The following is a 20,460-nucleotide window of genomic DNA, read 5'->3' as shown; positions in this document are numbered from 1 at the left end:
TTGCCTTTTTTCATCGGCAGGACTCTCTTAGCGCCTTAAGCACCGTCCTTTTATGTCAAATCGGTGAAACATTTATGACAGATTAAGCTATTGATTATTAAAGTAAAAACACGACACTTCAAAATAGTGTGCGACATATTGCGTCAGAAGCGCACCGTGAACTCGGTTCCCTTGCCCACCTCGGATTTAACGATCAGCCGTGCACGATGGCGCGTCAGAATATGCTTGACGATGGCAAGCCCGAGGCCGGTGCCCTTCTTCGAACGGCTGTCTTCAATGCTGACGCGATAGAAGCGCTCCGTCAGGCGCGGCACGTGTTCGGCGGGAATGCCAGGCCCCTTGTCGATAACGCTGACCTCGACGGGCTGGCCCGACCCGTTCTTCAACCAGACATCGACGATCTCGCCCTCCTGGCCGTATTTACAGGCGTTTTCCATCAGGTTTTCAAAGACCTGAACGAGCTCATCGCGATCGCCCAGGACCTCGACCTTGCCCTCGGGCAGATGCAGGTTGATCGAGACGCCGACATCCCTTGCAAGCGGCAGAAGCGAGTCCCTGACGTGGCCGAGAAGCGGCACGAGATCCACCTTCTCGTCGGGAGCGATGTGCGATTTGAGTTCCAGCCTGGAGAGAGACAGGAGATCGTCGACAAGCCTGCTCATGCGTGTCGTCTGGTCGAACATGATGCCGAGGAAGCGCGCCTGCGCCTTCTGATCATTCTTTGCCGGGCCCTGGATGGTTTCGATGAAGCCGCGCAGCGAGGCAAGCGGCGTGCGCAGCTCGTGGCTTGCATTGGCGACGAAATCCGAGCGCATGCGATCGATGCGCCGAACCTCGGAAATATCGCGGAAGGAAAGGATGTAATAGCGCTCGTTGCGGCCGTCATCATCCTTGAATTCGACAGGAGCGCTGCGAACAATATAGACGCGCTCCGAAGGCAGCCGCTCGGAATGCTCGATCTGGTTCGGGGCGTTGGTGGCGATGGTCTCGCGCACCATGTCCAACACGCCAGGCGAACGCAACCGTGCCGATATATGGGAGCCGAGCGTCGCCTCGCCGAAGGCTTTTTCTGCCGCCCGGTTCTGAAACAGCACCGAGGCATCTTCCGAGAGCACCATGACCGGGATATCGAGGCCGGCCAGCGTGGCGGAGACTTCAGGCAGGCGGCTCGGAGGCACTTCGGGCTCGGGTTCGACCGGTTCGACGACATCGGGCCTGATGACCGGGGCCTCGTTGAAGAGCGAGGTGACGATCATAACGAGCAGCAGGGCGAATACGATCCATTTGTTCATGCCCGCAGCAAGCGCGACAAGCGCGCTCAGCAGCGTCGCCAGCAAAACCGGGCGTTCGCGCCGGATGCGCGCCAACAGGCTTTTTGTCCACGGCATTTGGTCTTCCAAACGGCCCCTCACGGCATCGATTCGTTTTTCTTCACATTCAAACTCTGCCTGATAGCCGCGTTTCATGACAGAAGTTTTCCGTTTCCGAAACTTGTACGAAAAGCCGCAGCACTCAGCACCGGATTATGCTTTGCTCACGCATCGGATTTGATTTTCAATGATAAATATGTTCGCCTGCCGAAAGGCGAAAGCATCAAGCGCCGGAGGAGATGATGGCCGAAGACGTCGAAAGCAGAGCCGTGGAGCTCGAGATCAGGGGCAAGAAACGCGTCTTCGATATCGATGATCCCGTGCTGCCCGACTGGGTGGACGAGCATGCGCTGGAATCCGGCGACTATCCCTACAAGAAGAAGCTCAAGGAAGACGAATATTTCGAGGAGCTGAGGAAGCTGCAGGTCGAGCTCGTGAAGGTGCAGTTCTGGCTGCAGGCGACCGGCAAACGGGTGATGGCGCTCTTCGAAGGGCGTGATGCGGCTGGCAAGGGCGGCGCGATCCAGGCGTCCTCGGCTCACATGAACCCGCGCCTTGCCCGCGTTGTGGCGCTCGCCAAGCCCACGGAGCGGGAGCAGGGCCAATGGTACTTCCAGCGCTATATCGCGCAGTTTCCGACCTCGGGCGAATTCGTGCTCTTCGACCGCTCCTGGTACAACCGTGCCGGCGTGGAGCCGGTCATGGGCTTCTGCACGCCGAAACAATACGAGGACTTTCTCAACCAGGCGCCACAGGTGGAGAAGGTCATTGCCCATGAAGGCATCTTCTTCTTCAAGTTCTATCTGGATATCGGCCGGGAAATGCAGATCAAACGTTTCCATGACCGGCGCCACGATCCGCTCGCCGTCTGGAAGCTTTCCTCGATGGATATAGCCGCCCTGACCAAATGGGACGACTACAGTGAGAAGCGCGACCGCATGCTGAAGGAAACCCACACCGAATTTGCGCCGTGGACGGTGATCCACGCCAACGACAAACGCCGGGCACGGCTCAACCTCCTGCGCCACATGCTGAAAACCATCGACTATGACGGCAAGGACAAGAACGCTATCGGCGCGATCGACGACAAGATCATCGGCTCCGGCCGAGGCTTCCTGAAATAGAGGTCGCTACAGCCTCGGACGCATGGCGCTCCGGCAAACCCTGCCGCTTATTGGCCGGGCAGGATCCGGACGGCGAAGAGATTGATGCCGCGAGCCTTGCCATCGACATCACTGTTGATCATGAGCCGGCCCGCGGAATTCGGGGCCAGCGAACGGTCGAAGCGCACCTGAAGCAGCGCGTCCGATTTTTCACGCGTGACGTTGAAGCGGTGGCGGGCGCAATTGCCGAGTGACTGGAAATCGCATTCGACGGTGATCTGCGTGGGCTCGTCCGTGGTGGACTGCAAGGTCAGCGCGATGGTCGAGGACTTGCCGGCGAGCTGCTGCAGGACATTGGCCGGGATGGTGATGGAGACGTTGCCATCCGTGTCGCCGCTCTGGGATGTCAGGCGGACGGCCTGACCTTCTGTTTCGGTGACATTTTCCGTGCGGGCACGCGCACCGCTCTCGATCTTGTCGGCATCGGAAGGCTTGAAGACCTCGATCCAGTCTGCCGAGAAGCTGTTTTGCGGGTCGATCGTCACAGGCTGGTCGTCATGCGAGGAGGGGCTATTGGCGGCACTATCCTCGCCGTCGAAATCTTCCGGCTGGGTGCTCGCGGGCGGATTGGCGACGCTCGTGTCACGCTCGGCCGCCGTCAGCAGCAGGCCGGAACTGTAAGCCCACCAGGCACCCGTGCCGATGAAAGCGAGCAGCACGCACCAGACGAGCAGACGAGAGAAGAACTTGCGCGGCTTGCGGCGGACAGCTGCCCGCTCGGGGCGAAAATCCATGCCGCCGCGCTTTTCCGGCGCTGCGCGCATTTCGCCGCGCGTCTCTCCGTGGGGTGCCGCCCCCAGCTGATCAACGCTGCTCGTGTGAACGTCATCCAGGCTCGCATCATCCGAGGCCCGGGAGGCGGCATGGTGGCCGCGCGTTTCACCGGCGACGACCGGATCGTGATCTTCCTGCGCAGGATAAGCGGGCTCTGCCGCGTGATGGACGGGCTCGGGCATTTCTACGACAGGGGGGACCGGAACCTCCGGAGGCCCCTGCCGCGGGTGAAGGCGGGCGCGCTCTTCGCTCTCGATGGTGTGGATCGTCGTTTCGAGACGGTGGCGATGATGGGCGACCACATCGGCATCGGTGATATCCTGCTTGCGCAAGCCGGCTTCCAGCGCCTGACGCGCGGACTGATAGATGCGTGCACGAACTTCCGCACTGTCGCGGTCTGAATTATCCAACGCAGTTCTGATAGCCGTTTCTAGTCCGCTCACATCAGGCCCTTCACGTTTCGTGCCGGCATCGAGCTCAAAGATCACATGCCTGTCAAAATTCGGTAGCGGCAAGTGCGGCAAACCGCAAGCCTTGCAACCTTACCGGAGCGCATCGGCGGGGGATAAGCGACCCCGCGCTGTGCTCCAAATCTCCATTAGATATTCTGAAACTAGACGGGATTACGGAAAAGAGCACGCGTTCCCTCTCTTGCCCTTTTCCTCAGGCACCGGCTCTGATAATCAATTGACGTTTTCGTAAACGTCAAAATCGGTGAAAGCATGGCCCTGCCCGCGATACTCAGAGATAATCTGCGACTGCCGGTCATCGGCTCTCCGCTTTTCATCATTTCCCATCCGGCGCTGACGCTGGCGCAATGCAAGGCCGGCGTGATCGGCGCCTTTCCGGCCTTGAACGCGCGGCCGGAAAGCCAGCTCGACGAGTGGCTGGCCATGATCACCGAAGATCTTGCCGACTATAATGCCAGGCATCCGGAGCGGCCGGCAGCCCCCTTCGCGGTCAACCAGATCGTCCATATGTCGAACAAGCGGCTGGAGCACGATCTGATGCTCTGCGTGAAATACAAGGTGCCAATCGTCATTTCCTCGCTCGGTGCCGTGCCGGAAGTGAATGCCGCGGTGCATTCCTACGGCGGCATCGTGCTGCACGACATCATCAACAACCGCCATGCCAATTCGGCGATCCGCAAGGGCGCGGACGGGCTGATCGCCGTTGCGGCAGGTGCCGGCGGACATGCGGGCACGCTTTCGCCCTTCGCGCTGGTGCAGGAAATCCGCGCATGGTTCGACGGCCCACTTCTGCTTGCCGGCTCGATTGCAACCGGCGGCGCCATTCTGGCCGCAGAGGCCATGGGCGCCGACATGGCCTATATCGGTACTCCCTTCATCGCGACCGAGGAGGCGCGCGCCTCCGATGGCTATAAACAGGCGATCGTCGAGGGCGCCGCCGCCGATATCGTCTACTCGAACTATTTCACCGGCGTACACGGCAACTACCTGAAACCCTCCATCCGCGCGGCAGGGCTAGACCCCGACAACCTGCCTGATGCCGATCCCTCGAAGATGGATTTCGAACAGGCGACCGGCGGCGCAAAGGCCTGGAAGGACATCTGGGGCAGCGGCCAGGGCATCGGCGCGATCAAGGCCGTGGAGCCGGTCGCCAAGCTGGTCGACCGGCTGGAAGTGGAATATCGGGCCGCCCGCACGCGGCTGGCGCTGTGAAATGCGGGCCTTTCCATTGAATGGGGGCCTTTCCACAGGCTTCAGCTTTTTTGCCATGGGGCATAAGAGGGTGCTTGAAATCTTCAGACAATGCCTGTATCAGCCCCATGCAAATCGCGGGCGACAAGCTTCGCCCGCCGGATTGCCGCTTTAGCTCAGTCGGTAGAGCACATCATTCGTAATGATGGGGTCACGTGTTCGAGTCACGTAAGCGGCACCACTAGCCTCTTGATTGCAAGTATAATTCTCGACGTCTTCAGATATTACCTGCCGACGACGCGCTCAAGTTGCCGCGCGTGTAGCGCCTAGGTGTACCGCGCTCCAAGCTCGCAGGTCTTCTATCACGGCCCGAAATCACAAAGGCGGGAGTGTACTTTCTGGTTAGCCCCAATCCGGACGCCGATGGTCAAACGTTCGTTGGCCATACAGCGCCTTGGCACCCCGCCGAAACAGCCTAAGTCGGCGAAGGCCCCCGTGTCAAAAGGACCACGACGACTGCGAGCGACAGGAGCACTCCGAGTACATAGAATGTGTCGGAAAACGCCATGACGAAGGATTGTTGCTGGACGAGCGTGCCGAGCAAGATTTCGGCCTCATGATGCGCATGACCGGCATCGCCGGCGCCATGCGCCATAAAATACTGCTGCATGTTCGTCAGAAACTGCCCGACGTTGCTTCCATAGGGCGTGACCGACTGGCCGATGATGTTGGAATGGAATTGTTCACGTTTGGTGATGATCGTTGCCAGTGTGGCCGTTCCCACTGCGCCACCGAGGCTTCGCATCATGTTGAACAGCCCGGATGCCGCTCCTGATTGCTCTCTGGGGATTCCAACAGTTGCGATACCGATCAACGGTGCGATCACCACGGCCTGACCAATTGCACGCACAATGTTGGTGATCATGAACTGGGGACCACCATCGTCAAAGCTCAGATGCGTGTTCAGAAAGCAGCTTGTCGCGAAGATAGCCAGACCGACAGAGACGATGGCACGCCGATCGAAGTGCTTTTGCAGCAAAGGCACGAAGGGGATGATCAGAAGCTGCGGCAGGCCGGCCCAGGCCAGCACCAAGCCGGTTTGCTCGGCATTATAGCCTTGAACTCCGTTCAGGTACGCAGGCAGCACGTACACCGAGCCATAGAGAGCAAAGCCAACGATGATATTGGCGAGCGTACCCAATCCAAAATTTCGGTGCGCGAGCAGACGTAATTGGACAGCAGGCTTCTCGACGACCAACTCGATAATGATGAAAATCGTCAGTGCAATGGCTGCCAGGATGGCCAAGTGCACTATGTAGGGTGACCCGAACCAGTCGTCCTTGTTGCCTTCATCGAGTACTGTTTGCAGTGATGCCAAGCCAACCGCCATGAATGCGATACCGAGCCAATCGCCGTCGCGCAGCAATGCGAGGTTCATCTTGGATCGTTCCAGCGTCGGATAGAGCAAGCCAAACATCAACGCCCCGGGGATGAGATTGATGAAGAAGATATACTGCCATCCGTAGTTTTCGGTCAGGTAGCCGCCGATGGTCGGCCCGATTGCTGGTCCGAAGGTCGCAGTCAGCGCGAAAGCCGCTAACCCCGTCGGCTGCTGGCGTAGCGGGATCGTCGTCAACACGCGAGTGAAGGCCATCGGAATCATCACCCCGCCCGTGAGGCCCTGCAATCCACGGAACATGATCATTTCCGATAGGTTCGAGGCAAAGGCGCAGCAGATGGAAAACATCAGGAACAGGCCGAGATTGCCGAGCAAGGCGCGGCGGAAGGTGAAGACGCGGCTGAGATAGTCCGTCAGCGGGATCATGATGATTTCGCCGATCAGATAGGCGGTCGAGATCCAGGTGCCGTTGTCGGAACCGGTACCGATTCCGCCTTCGATCTGTGGAAGCGAGGAATTGGTGATCTGAATGTCGAGAACGGCAATCAGCGCCCCCACCATACAGCCGCCAACCGCGATCCAAGTGCGTACGCTGGCGACCGCCTCGCGCTCAACGCCAGATGTTTCCATGCCCGCCATCGCCGTAACCTCCGAAGGATTACTTGCTTGTGTTCCCAGGAGGGTTGCCATTAGCGGCCGGTCCAACCTTGATTGTGGTCGTTACCGACATCCCCGGAAGCAGGCGACCGGCCAGTGGATCCGACTTGTCGATCGTGATCTTGACCGGAACACGCTGGACGATCTTGGTAAAGTTGCCGGTCGCGTTATCGGGCGGCAGCAAGGCGAACTCCTGACCGCTTGCCGGCGCTAGGCTGTTGACGATGCCGCGCACGGTGATACCTGAAAATGTATCCACGTCGATCCTGACCGGCTGGCCTGGCTTGACGTTGGCGAGCTGAGTCTCCTTGTAATTGGCGACGACATAGGCCGCCTGGAGCGGCACTACGGCCAGCAACAGTTGACCAGGCTGGGCGTAGAGGCCAACCCGGACTGCCCGCGCGCCGACAACTCCGTCGACGGGTGCTCGCAGCACCGTGTATCCGAGATTGAGTTCGGCCTGAGCCAGCGCGGCACGATTGTGACCAAGAGTCGCTTTTGCTTCGGACTCTTGAGCATCGAGCGTAGCGATCTGCTTCTGCGCGGCGACCAGTGCAGCCTTGTCCTTGACTACGACGGCCTTCGCCGAATCGGCCTGCGACGATGCCTGTTGGGCCTCCTCCACTGTTGCCGAACCCGTTTTTGACAGGGTCATGAAGCGCTGGTTGTTCTGTTCAGCGAACACTTCCGATGCCTGATCGGTATTGATCGTCGCTTGCGCTTCATCGATCAGGGCCTTTTGTTCGCTGAGTTGGGCGGCAATACTGACGATGGCCGCTTCGGCCTCGGCGACATCCGCCTTGGCCTGATCGACCGCCGCCTGAAAGTCGCGCGGATCAATTGTCGCGAGAACGTCACCGGCTTTGACCGGTTGATTGTCATTGACAAGAAGCGTCTGGATATAGCCCGCCACCTGTGGCGCTATCGCGACCACGTCGGCCTGCACATATGCATCGTCCGTCGATTGTTCGAATTGCCACACCGTCCAGTATTTCCAGCCGCCATAGGCCGCTGCACCAAGCGCCACTATCCCTATCGTACCCAGCACCAGCATTCGCCATTTCGGCTTTCGCGTCGGCGGAACAGGTGTCCCTGTCTCCGCTTGATCGCTCTCATCTGAAGTTTTCAGGTTTGTGTTCGCAGGATGATTGGTGACATTCATGGTCATGGGGGCTCCTGCCCCTGAAGCGCCAACTGGCGGTTTGGGCTGCACCGGGATTTAGCGATTCCAGCAAAGTTAGGTTCAGCCAGCCGGCCGACCCGACCGGGGAAGGCAGTGATGCGATGGATGAAAATTATCCCGTTAGTGTGTGTTCCATAACCATACGTTGGTGTAGGATATGCCGTGCTTTCTGGTCACGACTTTGAGTTCGGGCTTGCGACGAAGGCCAACTGCAGCAGGTCGTTGATCTGGCTGTTTGGATGCCCGCTGGCCGTAAGCGGTGGGCCGCCCCCCTTGACCGAGATCATCGGTAGATTTGCTACTCGCCGCATGAGTTGCACTCTGGTATCGCGGCACAGGCTGACATTTCGAGTTTCGCGAAAACCCCTGACGGCGATAATCCTACCGGCGGCGCAGCCGTTGGAGGCGGTGAGACGCGCCCATCCCGACGCCCGTATCGGACCGGGAAATTTGCCATCCCAGACTCGTGCTCGACAGTGTGCAGGTGATTGCGCTGCCAGTCATGGTCGTTCCGCTGAGACCGACCAGAGGCAGAATGCGCGACGACGGCTGTTCATAACAAATGCGATGCAGTTCGACGCGATACAGCCGACGCAGGGCGACGTTCACTCTATCGGCGGCTTGCCGCACGGAAGGCAATGTGGGCCGGCCCGGCACGGCAGCCGTCGTCCGTGCAGGTCCTGAAGCGGGCTGAACCTATGGCCCATTCCGGAACAGGCGTTTTGAATCAAGGTTCCTGATCATGCTGAACTGCAGCACGTTATCAGCTTCGAGCTGGGCTGCCGGCGCGGGCCTTCCTATGAAATAGCCTTGAATCTGGTTGATCCCATACTGCTGCATCAGCCGCTGATGTTCGATGGTCTCGACGCCTTCAATCAGGATCTGCACGCCGCGATTACGCAGCAGGCTGATGATGTCGAGCAACATCCTCTTGCCTCTTTCCGTATTGCAGTCATGGAGGAACGATCGATCGATCTTGACGGTGTCGAACTCTATGAGACGGAGCCACGAGAGACCTGCGAAGCCTGTGCCAAAATCGTCAAGCCAGACCTGAGCGCCGAGCTTTCTCAGGTCGCTGATGCAACGAACGACGTCCTGGTCGATTTCCAACTCCACGCCCTCGGTAATCTCGAAAGCAAGCCGGGCGCCCGTCACGCCGAATTCTGCCAGCGTTGCCGCCACATAGGTGGCGAAACCCGGCGTCTTGAGTTCGATCGGGGAAACGTTGACGCTCGCGACCTGCACGAGGTCGGCCGCCAGCAAGTCCCGGCAAACAGTGCGGATTGCCCACCGGCCGAGTTCGACGATTGAACCCGTACTTTCGGCGACCGGGATGAATTTGACAGGCGGTACGGACGTTCCATCCAGCATGCTCAAACGCATCAAGGCCTCGACAGCGTCCGTCTTGCCCGTCTGGACGTTGCGGATCGGCTGGTACACGAGAGAGACAAGGCCGTGATCGAGCGCGATCTTCAGGGTCGCAGCTATATCCTCGCTGTCATCGCTGCTCTCGGGATCTTCGGGATCGAAGACCACCAGGGTGTTGCGGCCCGCAGCCTTGGCGGCGTAAAGCGCGCGATCCGCTTCGTGAATGACCTTCTCGACCTGCTTGCTCTCGTCCCGCGTACAGGACACGCCGACACTCACCGTGATGACAGTGGTCCCGTCCCGCCTGTGTTCGTGTGGCCAGGCCAAGGCCCTAACGGCAGCACACATCGCTTCTGCAAGCTCGACCATTCGTTCTGGATTCGGCATCGGTGTGATGACGATGAATTCCTCACCGCCGTATCGCCCGATGATCGAACCCCAGGACTCGGCCACGCTTCGAAGAAGCTCGGAGACAGCGATGAGACAGCGGTCACCTTCCTGATGGCCGTAGCAGTCGTTGTAGCGTTTGAAATAATCCACATCGATCAGGAGGACGGCGAAGGGCGCGCTGTCGTCCTGCCAGTGTTGCCAATGATCACGCAGACGTTGATCGACGGCCCGCCGATTTTCGAGGCCGGTCAGCGAGTCGGTGTTCGAGAGATGCAAGAGAGCCTTGCCTCTTTCGTCCGCGGCAGCTTGCTGCAAACTGGCTTCAAGAGCATTCAGGAAGACTTTGTAGCGTTCCCTATTGAGCTGAAGATTCACGTAGGACGTGAAAACAAAGCAGGAAAAACAGAACGCGCCGAGAATGAGCTTGTGCAGCAGCAACATCGGCGCGAACAGATAGAGGGCGCCAGTGAAGATGAGCACGTTCGTTGCGGAGGCGGCAAGAGCAACCGGAAACCGGAAACTGAAGAACAGATTGACGCTCATCATGAAGATCGCGCCAAACACCATATAATAGGAGAACGCATCCCTGACCGCAGTCATCTGGCCAGTGAGAAGCCAGACGAGATAGGCAGCGAGCACCGACAGCGCCGCAGCCATGTCGACCGTATCGGCTTTTGCCTTGCGATAGAGCAGGAATTCCAGCACGCATAGTGCAGCGATGCCGACCACGAGCCGGCCGGCGACAGTGTACTGGACGACATCGCCAATAAAAAGATAGTCCGTGAAGGAATATGCAAGGTAGGCAGCGACCGCTGTCCAGAGGCCTTTGCGCGTCGCGTTCTTTCGGCTGCTCTCGCTATTCTGCTTGTATAGGCAACGCAACTGTTCTGGCGACAGCGTCGGCCGCACGGTAGCAGCTGCGGTCTCGGCTAACACGTGCATCATGCCCCTGCCACCCAACATCTTGCAGCAGTTGCCCTTCGCAGACTGCCGAGTGACGCTGGATAGCCGTAGGCAGACTCCACATCAACCGATAATGCCCAAACGGTCCCGAAGCGGGCGGGCTATCGCTCGGTTTCACTAATATTTTCTAAAGTCAGACGTGCATTTGCCCCGCAGTCCAACCTTAACGCTTGACCTCCGTGTAAATGATGAGGATTTTACGCAATGTTTTAAATTCTTGTTTACCAGTGAGGTTTCCGTGGCTCAGCCGCTCTTTTCTCTTGATGGCCAAAGCTTGATTACGCCGCAGTCCTTCAGCAATACGCTTCCCTCACCGAACCGAGATAACGGGGCAGACCATCTGCGAACTGCGGAGGCAGAGTTTGCGATCGTCATCAACATTGCCATGCAACGGTTCTCCGCGGGCGGGAACCTGCCGGATGCCGTCAGGTGGTTGATCGGCCAGCTCCATGAGGTCCGTCATAAATTCGGCGCTGCCGTGTGGCAGAAGCTCATCCCGATCATTCAGGCCCATCCCTCGGCAAAGATCCTCCAGCAATGCCCGTTCACCCGCTGGTCCTTTGACAAACCTCGCGGCTATTCCGGCGATGCCAGTCTCATAGACTTCATTTATGGGCATCCGGCGGTGGCCGAAGAAGTGGCCAGATCCACCCGTCTGGGCCTCGATATCTTCGACTACACGATAAATGCCCCCGGCCCGGTCGCCGTCAGGGAACGTCGCGACATCCTGACCCGCTATGTCGACGAGACCGCTGCGCGAACAGGTCCGGATACCGAGGTACTGGCCATCGCTGCCGGTCACCTGCGGGAAGCGGAGGCATCGAAAGCCCTTGCGGAAGGCCGCCTGAAACGCTGGGTAGCCCTTGATCAGGATCCGGAAAGCATCGGCTCCGTCTCGAGCCAGTTCCATGGAACGTCCGTCGAGCCCATCAATGGATCCGTGCGCGGCTTGCTTGCACGAAAACACCGGATCGGCACGTTCGATCTGATCTACGCGGCAGGATTATACGATTATCTTACGGACAAAGTGGCAATCCGGCTCACGCAGATCTGCATGGAAATGCTGAAGCCCGGCGGCGTCTTCCTGTTTGCCAACTTTTCCGACGAGATGGCCGATGACGGCTACATGGAATCCTACATGAACTGGGAGCTTCTCCAGCGCTCCGAAGCCGACATGTGGCGTATTTCCCATCGCAGTGCGCCGGGAGACACTGACAAGACGGTCTGGTTCGGTGCCAACCGCAACATCATCTACGCTACCATCAGGAAGCAGTCGTAGGTTCCGATGGGTCGGGCGCGTCACAAAATCCGGGACATGTTCACTGACGCTGCAGATCGATGCGGCTCGTCACCACCGATCGGCCCGAGGCAAGGTCGCGATCGACGGTCTGCAGGCGAAGCCCGTTCTGGCCCACCTTCTCGATCATCATGTTTGCGCTCCGATCGCCGTTAGTGACGCGCGCCCAGGTGACATTGAAGTTGAGAGCATCGCCTTTCCTGCTGCCGACAAGCCTGGAGGGCTGGCCCGATGGGCCCGTATAGTTGCCGGTATAACGTTGACCGACAGCCTTTACATTTGCCGAGAAGCTTCTTGTGACGACGGCGAGACCACGGCAGTTGCCGTTCATGGCCACTGTCGTGGCGCTGGCGTCGGATTTCAGATTGCAGGACACGTTGACCTTCATGCCGCCGATCCTGGTCAGGACCATGCCGCTTCCACTCCAGTTACCCTCGAGCGAATTGAGGAAATCCGCCTCGGACGCGTTTGCGCCGGCGGCAAGGCCGGTGAGCGAAAGAAATGCTGCGCATAGAAGAGGACGCATCGGAGCACCCGGGAGTTTTCCTCAGCCGAAAACAGTCAAGGCGAGAAATAGTTCCGTTCTACAGGCGAACTTGCGTTGTTATTCATGCCAGTGATCCGCCACCCATGGCGTCGGGAGAATATAGTGGCGCAGGTAGCGGAACGGTTTCTTGTTGCCGCGCTTGCCGGCGTCGAAGACGCCCCTGATATGATCGAGCCTCGTTTCGGCCCGGCCTTTCGGGCCGAATTTCCCGTCGATGGCATTCTGCGGGTGGAAGCCGCGCGGGAAGAGGACGACGCGGGCGCTGGAGGGCAGGCGCGGAGTGAGGAAATAGTTCAGCGGAAAGGCCCAGTGGCAATCCTGCCGGAAATGCAAGACCCAGCTCCGCGGGAAGAACTTCACGCCACCCGGCGCATTGCGGGTGACGAAGCGCTGTTCATACTGATATTCATCGGCCACTTTCTGCGGGTTGGCCCTGAACTCCTCCTGCAGCGGCAGGAGCTTGCCGACCGGGAAGCGAAAAAGCGAGCTCTGGCCCAGCTTTTCGAAAGGCGTCGTCTGGTTGCGGGCCATGACGACATCCTCAGGCTCTCCAACCTCGAAAAACGCATCGAGGGAGGCGACGATCACCAGGTCGAGGTCCAGATAGAGGACCGGCCCGCTCAGACTTCCAAGCTTCGGTCCCCAAAGCCTTGCCTTCGGCCAGATGCCTCTCGTATTGACAGGCATTTCGACATCCAGAGGCGGCAGATCCTCACACAGGATGCCGGAATGGAGGTCGTCCCGGCAGTCGGTGAAACAGGTAAAGGTGAAGGGCGGCGTGATGTTGCGTTTCACCATCGCAAAGAGACGGTTGATGAAGGTCGGCCCGTATCTCGTGCCCCAATTGATGCAAATTACCTGTCTAACCCCGCCGCTCGCAGCCAAAACATGCGTCATCATAGCTCGCCATTTCCCTGCCCGGATCCGAACCCCTCGCATCCGATGGAGCGGTTCGCAGGCCTGCATCAGATTTTCAGTTGGGAATAACCTGGCGGAAATGCAATCCTGACATCCGAGAGCCCTGGCCTGCCAGACCTCGTGTTTCGGCGGAAACCCACCGAAACCTGCTTTGTAAAATGCCTTGTATTTGAATTTTGCCGGGGTCGGAAGCGGTTTAAAGCGTCGACACAAAAGAAAGCATATCACTTGCGCTTTACCTGCTATCAGCGGGAGCATAAAAGACTGCCGACACTCCGCGTTGCACTTGCCCCGCCAAGCCGAGAGCAGTTTTCTCGCCACGGAGAAAGCTCCGAAAGGTTCATCATGTCCGCCACCGCCCAGCAATCCAACCGCACGCTCGTGGTTGCCACGATCATGCTCGCAACCTTCATGGTGGCGATCGAGGCCACCATCGTGGCGACCGCCATGCCGCGGATCGTCGGCCAGCTCGGCGGCTTCACCTATTACAGCTGGGTCTTTTCAGCCTTCCTGCTGGCGCAGTCGACGACCACCGTCATCTACGGCAAGCTTTCGGATATTTTCGGCCGCAAGCCGGTCTTGATCGGCGGCATCATCGTCTTCCTCGTCGGCTCGCTCTTCTGCGGGCTTGCGTGGTCGATGGCCTCGCTGATCGTCTTCCGCCTGGTGCAGGGGCTGGGTGCCGGGGCGATCCAGCCGGTGACGATGACAATCATCGGCGACCTCTTCAAGCTGGAGGAACGCGGCAAGGTGCAGGGCGTGATGGCGACAGTCTGGGCGACTTCGGCCGTCGTCGGGCCGCTCGCCGGCGGCATCATCGTCGATACGATCTCCTGGGCCTGGATCTTCTGGATCAACCTGCCGATCGGCATCTTCTCGATCATCGCCTTCCTGCTCTTCCTCAAGGAGGACGTGGCGCACAAGGATGCGAAGATCGACTATCTCGGCGCCATCCTGTTTTCGATCGCCATCATCGCGTTTTTGACGATCCTGACGGAGACAGATGCGCCGGCCTGGGTGCTCATTTCACTTGCCGCCGTTTTCGTCGTGACCGGTATCCTATTCGTGCTGCAGGAGAAGCATACGCCGGAACCGATCATTTCGATCGCGCTCTGGAGCCGGCGGCTGGTCGCCACCAGCAATGCCTGCATGCTGCTTGCCGGCATGGCGCTGATCGGCCTTTCGACGATCCTGCCGATGTATGTGCAGGGCGTGCTCGGCCGCTCGCCGATCGTTGCCGGCTTCACGCTCACCATGCTCGTCGTCGGCTGGCCGCTTTCCGTGATGCTTTCCAGCCGGTTCTTCAGGGCATTCGGCATCCGCAATACGTTGCGGGTCGGCAGCTTCATGTTTCCCTTCGGGGCCTTCTTCCTGCTGTTCCTGACGCCGGAAAGCCATCCGGCCGTCGCGGGCGCCGGCTCCTTCTTCATGGGCTTCGGTATGGGACTGATCAACCTCACCAGCATCGCGCTGGTGCAGGACAGCGTGGAGTGGTCGATGCGCGGCAGCGCCACCGCCTCGATCATCTTTGCCCGCAGCCTCGGCAATACGCTGGGTGCCACCGTACTCGGCGCCATCCTCAATGCCGGTATCAACCACTATGCGACGGGGAATGCGGCCAACAGCCTGCGTGAGGCGCTGAACCAGCCGACCGGGCTCTCCGAACTCGCCGCCGATCCGGCAGTGCGCGGCATTTTCGATGCGGCACTACACTGGAGCTTCTGGGGCGTCGTCGTGGTGGCGGTGCTGACCTTTGCGACCACCTGGCTGATCCCGATCGGGCGCGGTGTGAAGGCCGGGGGCGCGGGGAGTGCTGCGAGCGAAGCGGCGTCGCATTAGACCTGATCTTTTTCCCGAAGTGCAAAAATGCAATAACAAAGGAGTGACGCTCGCCCGGGTCATTTACAACAGCTCATTCGTTGGATAAGGCGAATTAGAGCATCAATAAAACCGGGAGCTGAAATACTAATGGTTGTTTCGGGATTTTTCAGACAAAGTCATATTCAAATTTTTATGCTCTCTACGATGTTAGGTCTGTCAGGATGCGTCACAAATAATAATGGCGTTCAGAATTCTGAGGATCATAGTCGAGCTCTAAGTGGAGAGCGGACAAAAATGGGCCAGTCTTACATGCTGAATCCAGACTGCAGCCCAAGAACAATGCCTAATGTAAAACTAATTCAAGCCCCGGAGCACGGATCCGTCGAATTCGTGAAAGAAAATATTTTCGCTAACTATAAGAGTGCCCCTCAAAGCAGATGCAATTCCAGGAAATCTCCCGGAGTATCCGAATACTATACTTCAAAGAGCGGCTATTCTGGAAAAGATATGTATAAGGTGAGAGTGTCCTATGGGGAGGGAACGATCAAGGACGTAACCGTCAACATCAATGTGATCAAGAATTAAAGAGGCCTGAGCATCGGCGATCCCGTAAGTCGTAGCGCCACTCGTCACTTCACGCAGTCTCGGCCGCCTGCGGAATGGACTGCAGCAGCGTCTGGCGGGCCGAGCGGAGGTGGATGCGACAGGCGGCCTGGATCCTGGCCTGATCGCGGGCTTCGAGTGCTGCGATATAATCGAGATGCTCGTGGATCGCCCGCTCGTTGCGTTCGCGGGCCGCCGTCTTGTTCCACTGATAGTGATAGTGAAAGATGATGGCGATCGCGTCATAGAAATCGGCGATGAAACGGTTCTTCGAGGCGCGGTGGATCAAGAGGTGGAAGCGCTCGTCGAGGACTGAGAATTCCTTGAAGCGGTTGTTGATGTCCGAGAGCATGGAGAGGTGCTCTTCCTTGATGGTCGCAAGGGCAGCCCAGGCCTGATGGTCAGCAGGAAGCTTGCCGAACTCGGCGGCCGAATGCAGCTCGAACATTTCGCGCACATCGGCAAGTTCCAGCGCAAATTCACGGGTAAAGCCCTTCAGCGTCCAATGGCTGTTCGGCCGTTTTTCGATCAGGCCGAAGCGCGAGAAGCGGATCAGGAATTCGCGCACGCTGGTCGTGCCCGTGCCGATCTCGCGGGCAAGCTCCAGCTCGTTGATCTGCATGCCCGGGGCAGCCTCATCGGAGAGGATGCGCTGCATGAAGCTGCGCTCGATGATGTCGTGCAGCGAATCCGTTTCCTCCGAGGGGAAGAAGTCGCGGTCGACAGGCTGGCGCAGCACGATCTTCTGGCGCTTGTTCCAGCGGATGATGCCCTCATCGCTGAGGCGGGTCAGGATGGCGCGCGCGGTGCTGCGGCTGACGCCGAGCTGGGCGGCGATTTCCGGCTCCGAAGGCAGCGCCGTGTCCATGCGCAATGCTGCCGCATATCGGTTATAGGCTTCCTTGAAGACTGTATTCTGCCGTGCCATCAGACCCCGCTTTCCGCTCAAACCCGACGGCTCTGGCGACACGGCGATAGTGCCCGCCGCCAAGAACGGGCACAGCCGGACCAGGAGCCTCTTCAGGCGACCTTTATCTTATTTTCGGTCGCATGCGGCTGTTTGCCTCCCTCGTCCACAGGATCAATATTCCCGTTGACTTGAAAATGTTTATTGTAGATAAAAAACAAAATCAATGCGCATTCGTCGATGTAACAGGCGCAGAAGCGAACGTTTCGTCAGGGAGATGAAATTGGACAGACAGCCTTGGATCATCCTGTCGGCCGGAGACAATGTCGCGGTCGCAACGGCCCCGATTGCCGAAGGAGCGACCGTTGCCGGCGTTACGACGCGCCAGAAGATCGACCCCGGCCACAAGGTCGCCATATCGGACATTCCGATCGGCACAGCGGTCGTGAAATACGGCCAGGCGATCGGCCGCACCACGGCTGATGTGAAAGCCGGCGACCACGTTCACAGCCACAATCTGCATTTCGAAAACGACCGCCTCGCGGCGACCGCCAATTCAGCGCCTGAAGAAGCAAGTGCTGAGGACAGGGCGCGGACCTTCATGGGTTACCGCCGCGCCGACGGCCGGGCGGCGACGCGCAACTATATCGGCATCATTGCCAGCGTGAACTGTTCCACCACGGTCTGCCGGGCAATTGCCGACGAGGCCAACCGCACCATCCTGCCGCACTATGACGGCATCGACGGCTTCGTGCCGATCGTCCACGACCAGGGCTGCGGCATGAGCTCGACGGGTGACGGCATGAACGTGCTGCACCGGACACTTGCCGGCTATACGCGCCATGTGAATTTCGGCGGCGTGCTGATGATCGGCCTCGGCTGCGAGGTCAACCAGCTCACCCTTTACGGCCAGAGTGGCGCGGGCGCCTCCAAGCGGCATTTCAACATTCAGGACGCAGGCGGGTCCCGCCGCGCGGTCGAGCGCGCGATGGGCGTGCTGCGCGAAATCGCCGCCGATGTTGGCCGTGAGAAACGCGTGCCGATGTCGATCGGCGAGATCATCATCGGTCTGCAATGCGGTGGCTCGGACGGTTTTTCGGGCATCACCGCCAATCCGGCGCTTGGTGTTGCTGCCGACCTCCTGGCGGCTGCCGGCGGTACGGCGATCCTTTCGGAAACCTCCGAGATCTACGGTGCCGAGCATTTGCTGCGCAGCCGCGCCGTCAGCGACGATGTCGCTAAAAAGCTCGATGAGAAGATTGCCTGGTGGGAAGACTATGTCGCCCTGCACGGTGCCTCGCTCGACAACAATCCGTCTCCGGGCAACAAGCGCGGCGGCCTGACGACCATTCTCGAAAAGTCGCTCGGCGCCGTCGCCAAGGGTGGCCGCTCGCCGCTGACCGCCGTCTATGGTTATGCCGAGCGCGTCACCGCCCCCGGCCTCGTCTTCATGGACACGCCCGGCTACGATCCGGTTTCAGCCACCGGCCAGGTTGCCGGCGGCGCGAACATGATCGCGTTCACGACCGGTCGCGGCAGCTGCTTCGGCTGTCGTCCCGCGCCCTCCCTGAAGCTCGCCAGCAATTCCGCGCTCTATACCTCGATGGAAGAGGATATGGATATCGACTGCGGCTCGATCGTTACGGGTGACGCGACGATCAGCGGCAAGGGCCGCGAGATCTTTGAACTGATCGTCGATACGGCCTCCGGCAAGAAGACGAAAAGTGAGATTTTCGGCTACGGCGACAATGAATTCGTCCCGTGGCATCTCGGAGCGACGCTCTGAATAATATTTATTGATTTCAGGTCTTCACGAGGAGGAATGATGAAGACGAGGAGAATTGGCAAGACGGCGCTGGAGGTGACCGAAATCAGCTTCGGCGCCGCTGCCCTCGGCGGCCTTTACCGCGCCTGCCCGCGTGAGCAGGCAATGGAAACGCTGGAAACGGCATGGGATCACGGCATCCGCTATTATGATGTGGCGCCGTGGTATGGCCTCGGACTTGCCGAACGACGCGTCGGGGATTTCCTGCGTGACAAGCCGGAAAACGATTATGTTCTGTCCACCAAGGTCGGTCGTCTGTTGCGCCCGGTGCCGACAGGCACGGTTCCCGACTACAGCTATGTCGATCCGCTCTCCTTCGATGCCGATTACGATTATTCCTATGACGGCATCATGCGCTCGGTCGAATTCAGCTATGCGCGCCTCGGCCTGAACCGCATCGATATCCTCTTCGTTCATGACATCGGCGCCTATACGCATGGTGCGGCCAGGAATGCCGTGCATCTGAAGAATTTCCTCGATAGCGGCGTCAAGGCGCTGGAGCAGCTGAAATCCTCGGGCGCGATCAAGGCTTTCGGCCTCGGCGTCAACGAGGTGCCTGTCTGCCTCGACGTGATGCGCAACGCCGATATCGACACGATCCTGATGGCCGGCCGCTACACCCTGCTCGACCGTTCGGCCGTTGCCGAACTGATCCCGCTCTGCCGGCAGAAGGGAACCTCGTTCGTCGTCGGCGGCGTCTTCAATTCCGGCATCCTCGCGACCGGCCCGGTGCCGGGCTCGCATTTCGACTATATGCCGGCGAGCGATGAAGTGCTCGCCAAGGTGGGCGCAATGGAAGAGGTGGCCAAGCGCCACCGCGTACCGCTGGCAGCCCCTGCCCTGCAGTTTCCGCTGCACGACCCGGTCGTCTCCTCGGTGCTGATCGGCACCGCGCGCCCGTCGAGCCTGACGCGCAACATGGAAAATTTCGAGCCGCGGCTTCCTGCCGACATCTATCCCGAATTCGAACCCTATACGCTTGTCGCCGCGCCGCTCGGCGAAGAGGCCGTGCGGGTCTGAGGAGACACCATGCTTAAAGGTATTCACCCGCTTCTCGGCCCCGATCTGCTCTATGCGCTGAAGAGCATGGGGCATGGCGACGATATCGTCATTGTCGATGCCAATTTCCCTGCAAGCAGCATGGGGCCCGACGTCATCCGGGCCGATGGCGTCAGCGCCACTGCCATGGCCGAGGCGATCCTCACCCATATGCCGCTCGATACGTTCGTGCCGCGATCGGCATGGCGGATGGAGGTGGTCGGCGATCCCAAGGCGGTGCCGGAGGTTTGCGCCGAATTCCAGGAGATCGTCACCCGGCGCGCCGGCGATTTTTCCATCGCATCCGTCGAACGCTTCGCCTTCTACGAGATGGCACGGAAGGCGGCCTATATTGTCGCGACCACCGAGTTCCGGCTCTACGGCAACCTGATTTTGAAGAAGGGCGTCGTGCACCCGCACGAGGTGCAATTCGACTGAGGACCGTATTTTAGGTTCTTATGTATTGGAAACGAAAACAATTGCTTGGCAGACAATTTAGCGGGTAAAAAAGCGAAATCGGCACACTTGCAATTTGCTTTCGCCTCGGCTAGCTTCACATCGTAAATGTTTTTTATC

At 59.2% G+C, this 20,460-nt stretch carries 15 protein-coding genes and 1 tRNA gene; 8 read left to right on the top strand and 8 right to left on the bottom strand.

Translation table 11 applies throughout. The annotated features are described in order from the left end of the window. Positions 1–143: 143 nt before the first annotated feature. On the bottom strand, positions 144–1,367 hold the full coding sequence (gene phoR, locus FHT93_RS13225; protein WP_183848389.1) for a phosphate regulon sensor histidine kinase PhoR: 1,224 nt from the start codon (positions 1,365–1,367) through the stop codon (positions 144–146). A 245-nt stretch (positions 1,368–1,612) separates the two neighbouring features. On the opposite strand from phoR, the gene ppk2 reads away from it, so the two are divergent. Beyond that, positions 1,613–2,494 (top strand): polyphosphate kinase 2, encoded by an 882-nt coding sequence (ppk2, locus tag FHT93_RS13220; protein WP_113013018.1) that lies wholly within the window; start codon positions 1,613–1,615, stop codon positions 2,492–2,494. Between the two features lie 47 nt (positions 2,495–2,541). Here ppk2 and FHT93_RS13215 read toward each other — a convergent pair whose 3' ends face one another. Beyond that, positions 2,542–3,750, bottom strand: a complete 1,209-nt coding sequence (locus tag FHT93_RS13215) for a regulator (protein ID WP_183847910.1) — start codon at positions 3,748–3,750, stop codon at positions 2,542–2,544. A gap of 279 nt (positions 3,751–4,029) precedes the next feature. Between FHT93_RS13215 and FHT93_RS13210 the strand changes: the two genes are divergently transcribed. After that, entirely contained in the window at positions 4,030–4,989 is a 960-nt protein-coding gene (locus FHT93_RS13210; protein WP_112541684.1) for a nitronate monooxygenase family protein, read from the top strand. A 144-nt stretch (positions 4,990–5,133) separates the two neighbouring features. Next, positions 5,134–5,209, top strand: a tRNA-Thr gene (locus FHT93_RS13205). Positions 5,210–5,443: 234 nt separating this feature from the next. Here the strand turns inward: FHT93_RS13205 and FHT93_RS13200 are convergent. The 3 genes from FHT93_RS13200 to FHT93_RS13190 all read right to left on the bottom strand — a co-directional run bounded on the left by FHT93_RS13200 (position 5,444) and on the right by FHT93_RS13190 (position 10,907). Continuing rightward, positions 5,444–7,006 carry a DHA2 family efflux MFS transporter permease subunit gene (locus FHT93_RS13200; protein ID WP_246781601.1) on the bottom strand — a complete coding sequence of 521 codons (1,563 nt, stop codon included), beginning with the start codon at positions 7,004–7,006 and terminating at the stop codon, positions 5,444–5,446. A gap of 19 nt (positions 7,007–7,025) precedes the next feature. Next, the gene (locus tag FHT93_RS13195; RefSeq protein WP_112541733.1) at positions 7,026–8,192 is read right to left on the bottom strand and encodes an HlyD family secretion protein; all 1,167 of its coding nucleotides are present in this window, start codon (positions 8,190–8,192) and stop codon (positions 7,026–7,028) included. A 711-nt stretch (positions 8,193–8,903) separates the two neighbouring features. After that, complete coding sequence (locus FHT93_RS13190; protein WP_183848387.1) at positions 8,904–10,907, bottom strand: EAL domain-containing protein; 2,004 nt, start codon at positions 10,905–10,907, stop codon at positions 8,904–8,906. Positions 10,908–11,166: 259 nt separating this feature from the next. Here FHT93_RS13190 and FHT93_RS13185 point away from each other — a divergent pair, with 259 nt between their 5' ends. Then, positions 11,167–12,207 (top strand): class I SAM-dependent methyltransferase, encoded by a 1,041-nt coding sequence (locus tag FHT93_RS13185; RefSeq protein ID WP_113211346.1) that lies wholly within the window; start codon positions 11,167–11,169, stop codon positions 12,205–12,207. Between the two features lie 40 nt (positions 12,208–12,247). Here the strand turns inward: FHT93_RS13185 and FHT93_RS13180 are convergent, their stop codons facing one another. Together FHT93_RS13180 and FHT93_RS13175 are read right to left on the bottom strand one after the other, a co-directional pair. Then, on the bottom strand, positions 12,248–12,751 hold the full coding sequence (locus FHT93_RS13180) for a hypothetical protein (RefSeq protein WP_112541735.1): 504 nt from the start codon (positions 12,749–12,751) through the stop codon (positions 12,248–12,250). Between the two features lie 78 nt (positions 12,752–12,829). Further along, the gene (locus FHT93_RS13175; protein ID WP_183847906.1) at positions 12,830–13,672 is read right to left on the bottom strand and encodes a glycosyl transferase; all 843 of its coding nucleotides are present in this window, start codon (positions 13,670–13,672) and stop codon (positions 12,830–12,832) included. Between the two features lie 363 nt (positions 13,673–14,035). Between FHT93_RS13175 and FHT93_RS13170 the strand changes: the two genes are divergently transcribed. Beyond that, positions 14,036–15,529 (top strand): MDR family MFS transporter, encoded by a 1,494-nt coding sequence (locus tag FHT93_RS13170; RefSeq protein ID WP_183847905.1) that lies wholly within the window; start codon positions 14,036–14,038, stop codon positions 15,527–15,529. A 616-nt stretch (positions 15,530–16,145) separates the two neighbouring features. Here FHT93_RS13170 and FHT93_RS13165 read toward each other — a convergent pair. Then, a complete protein-coding gene (locus FHT93_RS13165; protein WP_113013030.1) occupies positions 16,146–17,042 on the bottom strand; it encodes a GntR family transcriptional regulator in 897 nt (298 codons plus the stop codon). Between the two features lie 262 nt (positions 17,043–17,304). Here FHT93_RS13165 and FHT93_RS13160 point away from each other — a divergent pair, with 262 nt between their 5' ends. Genes FHT93_RS13160 through FHT93_RS13150 form a run of 3 tightly spaced genes read left to right on the top strand, consistent with a single transcriptional unit; the run spans position 17,305 to position 20,322 of the window. After that, on the top strand, positions 17,305–18,807 hold the full coding sequence (locus FHT93_RS13160) for an altronate dehydratase family protein (protein WP_112541991.1): 1,503 nt from the start codon (positions 17,305–17,307) through the stop codon (positions 18,805–18,807). A gap of 39 nt (positions 18,808–18,846) precedes the next feature. Beyond that, positions 18,847–19,866 carry an aldo/keto reductase gene (locus tag FHT93_RS13155; protein WP_113013031.1) on the top strand — a complete coding sequence of 340 codons (1,020 nt, stop codon included), beginning with the start codon at positions 18,847–18,849 and terminating at the stop codon, positions 19,864–19,866. Positions 19,867–19,875: 9 nt separating this feature from the next. Beyond that, a complete protein-coding gene (locus tag FHT93_RS13150) occupies positions 19,876–20,322 on the top strand; it encodes an RbsD/FucU domain-containing protein (RefSeq protein WP_113013032.1) in 447 nt (148 codons plus the stop codon). Positions 20,323–20,460 lie beyond the last annotated feature (138 nt).

This window comes from Rhizobium sp. BK379, from assembly GCF_014193955.1.
Lineage (GTDB): Bacteria > Pseudomonadota > Alphaproteobacteria > Rhizobiales > Rhizobiaceae > Rhizobium.
The sequence above is the reverse complement of the archived record's forward strand: the minus strand, read 5'-3'. Positions and strand labels throughout refer to the sequence as shown.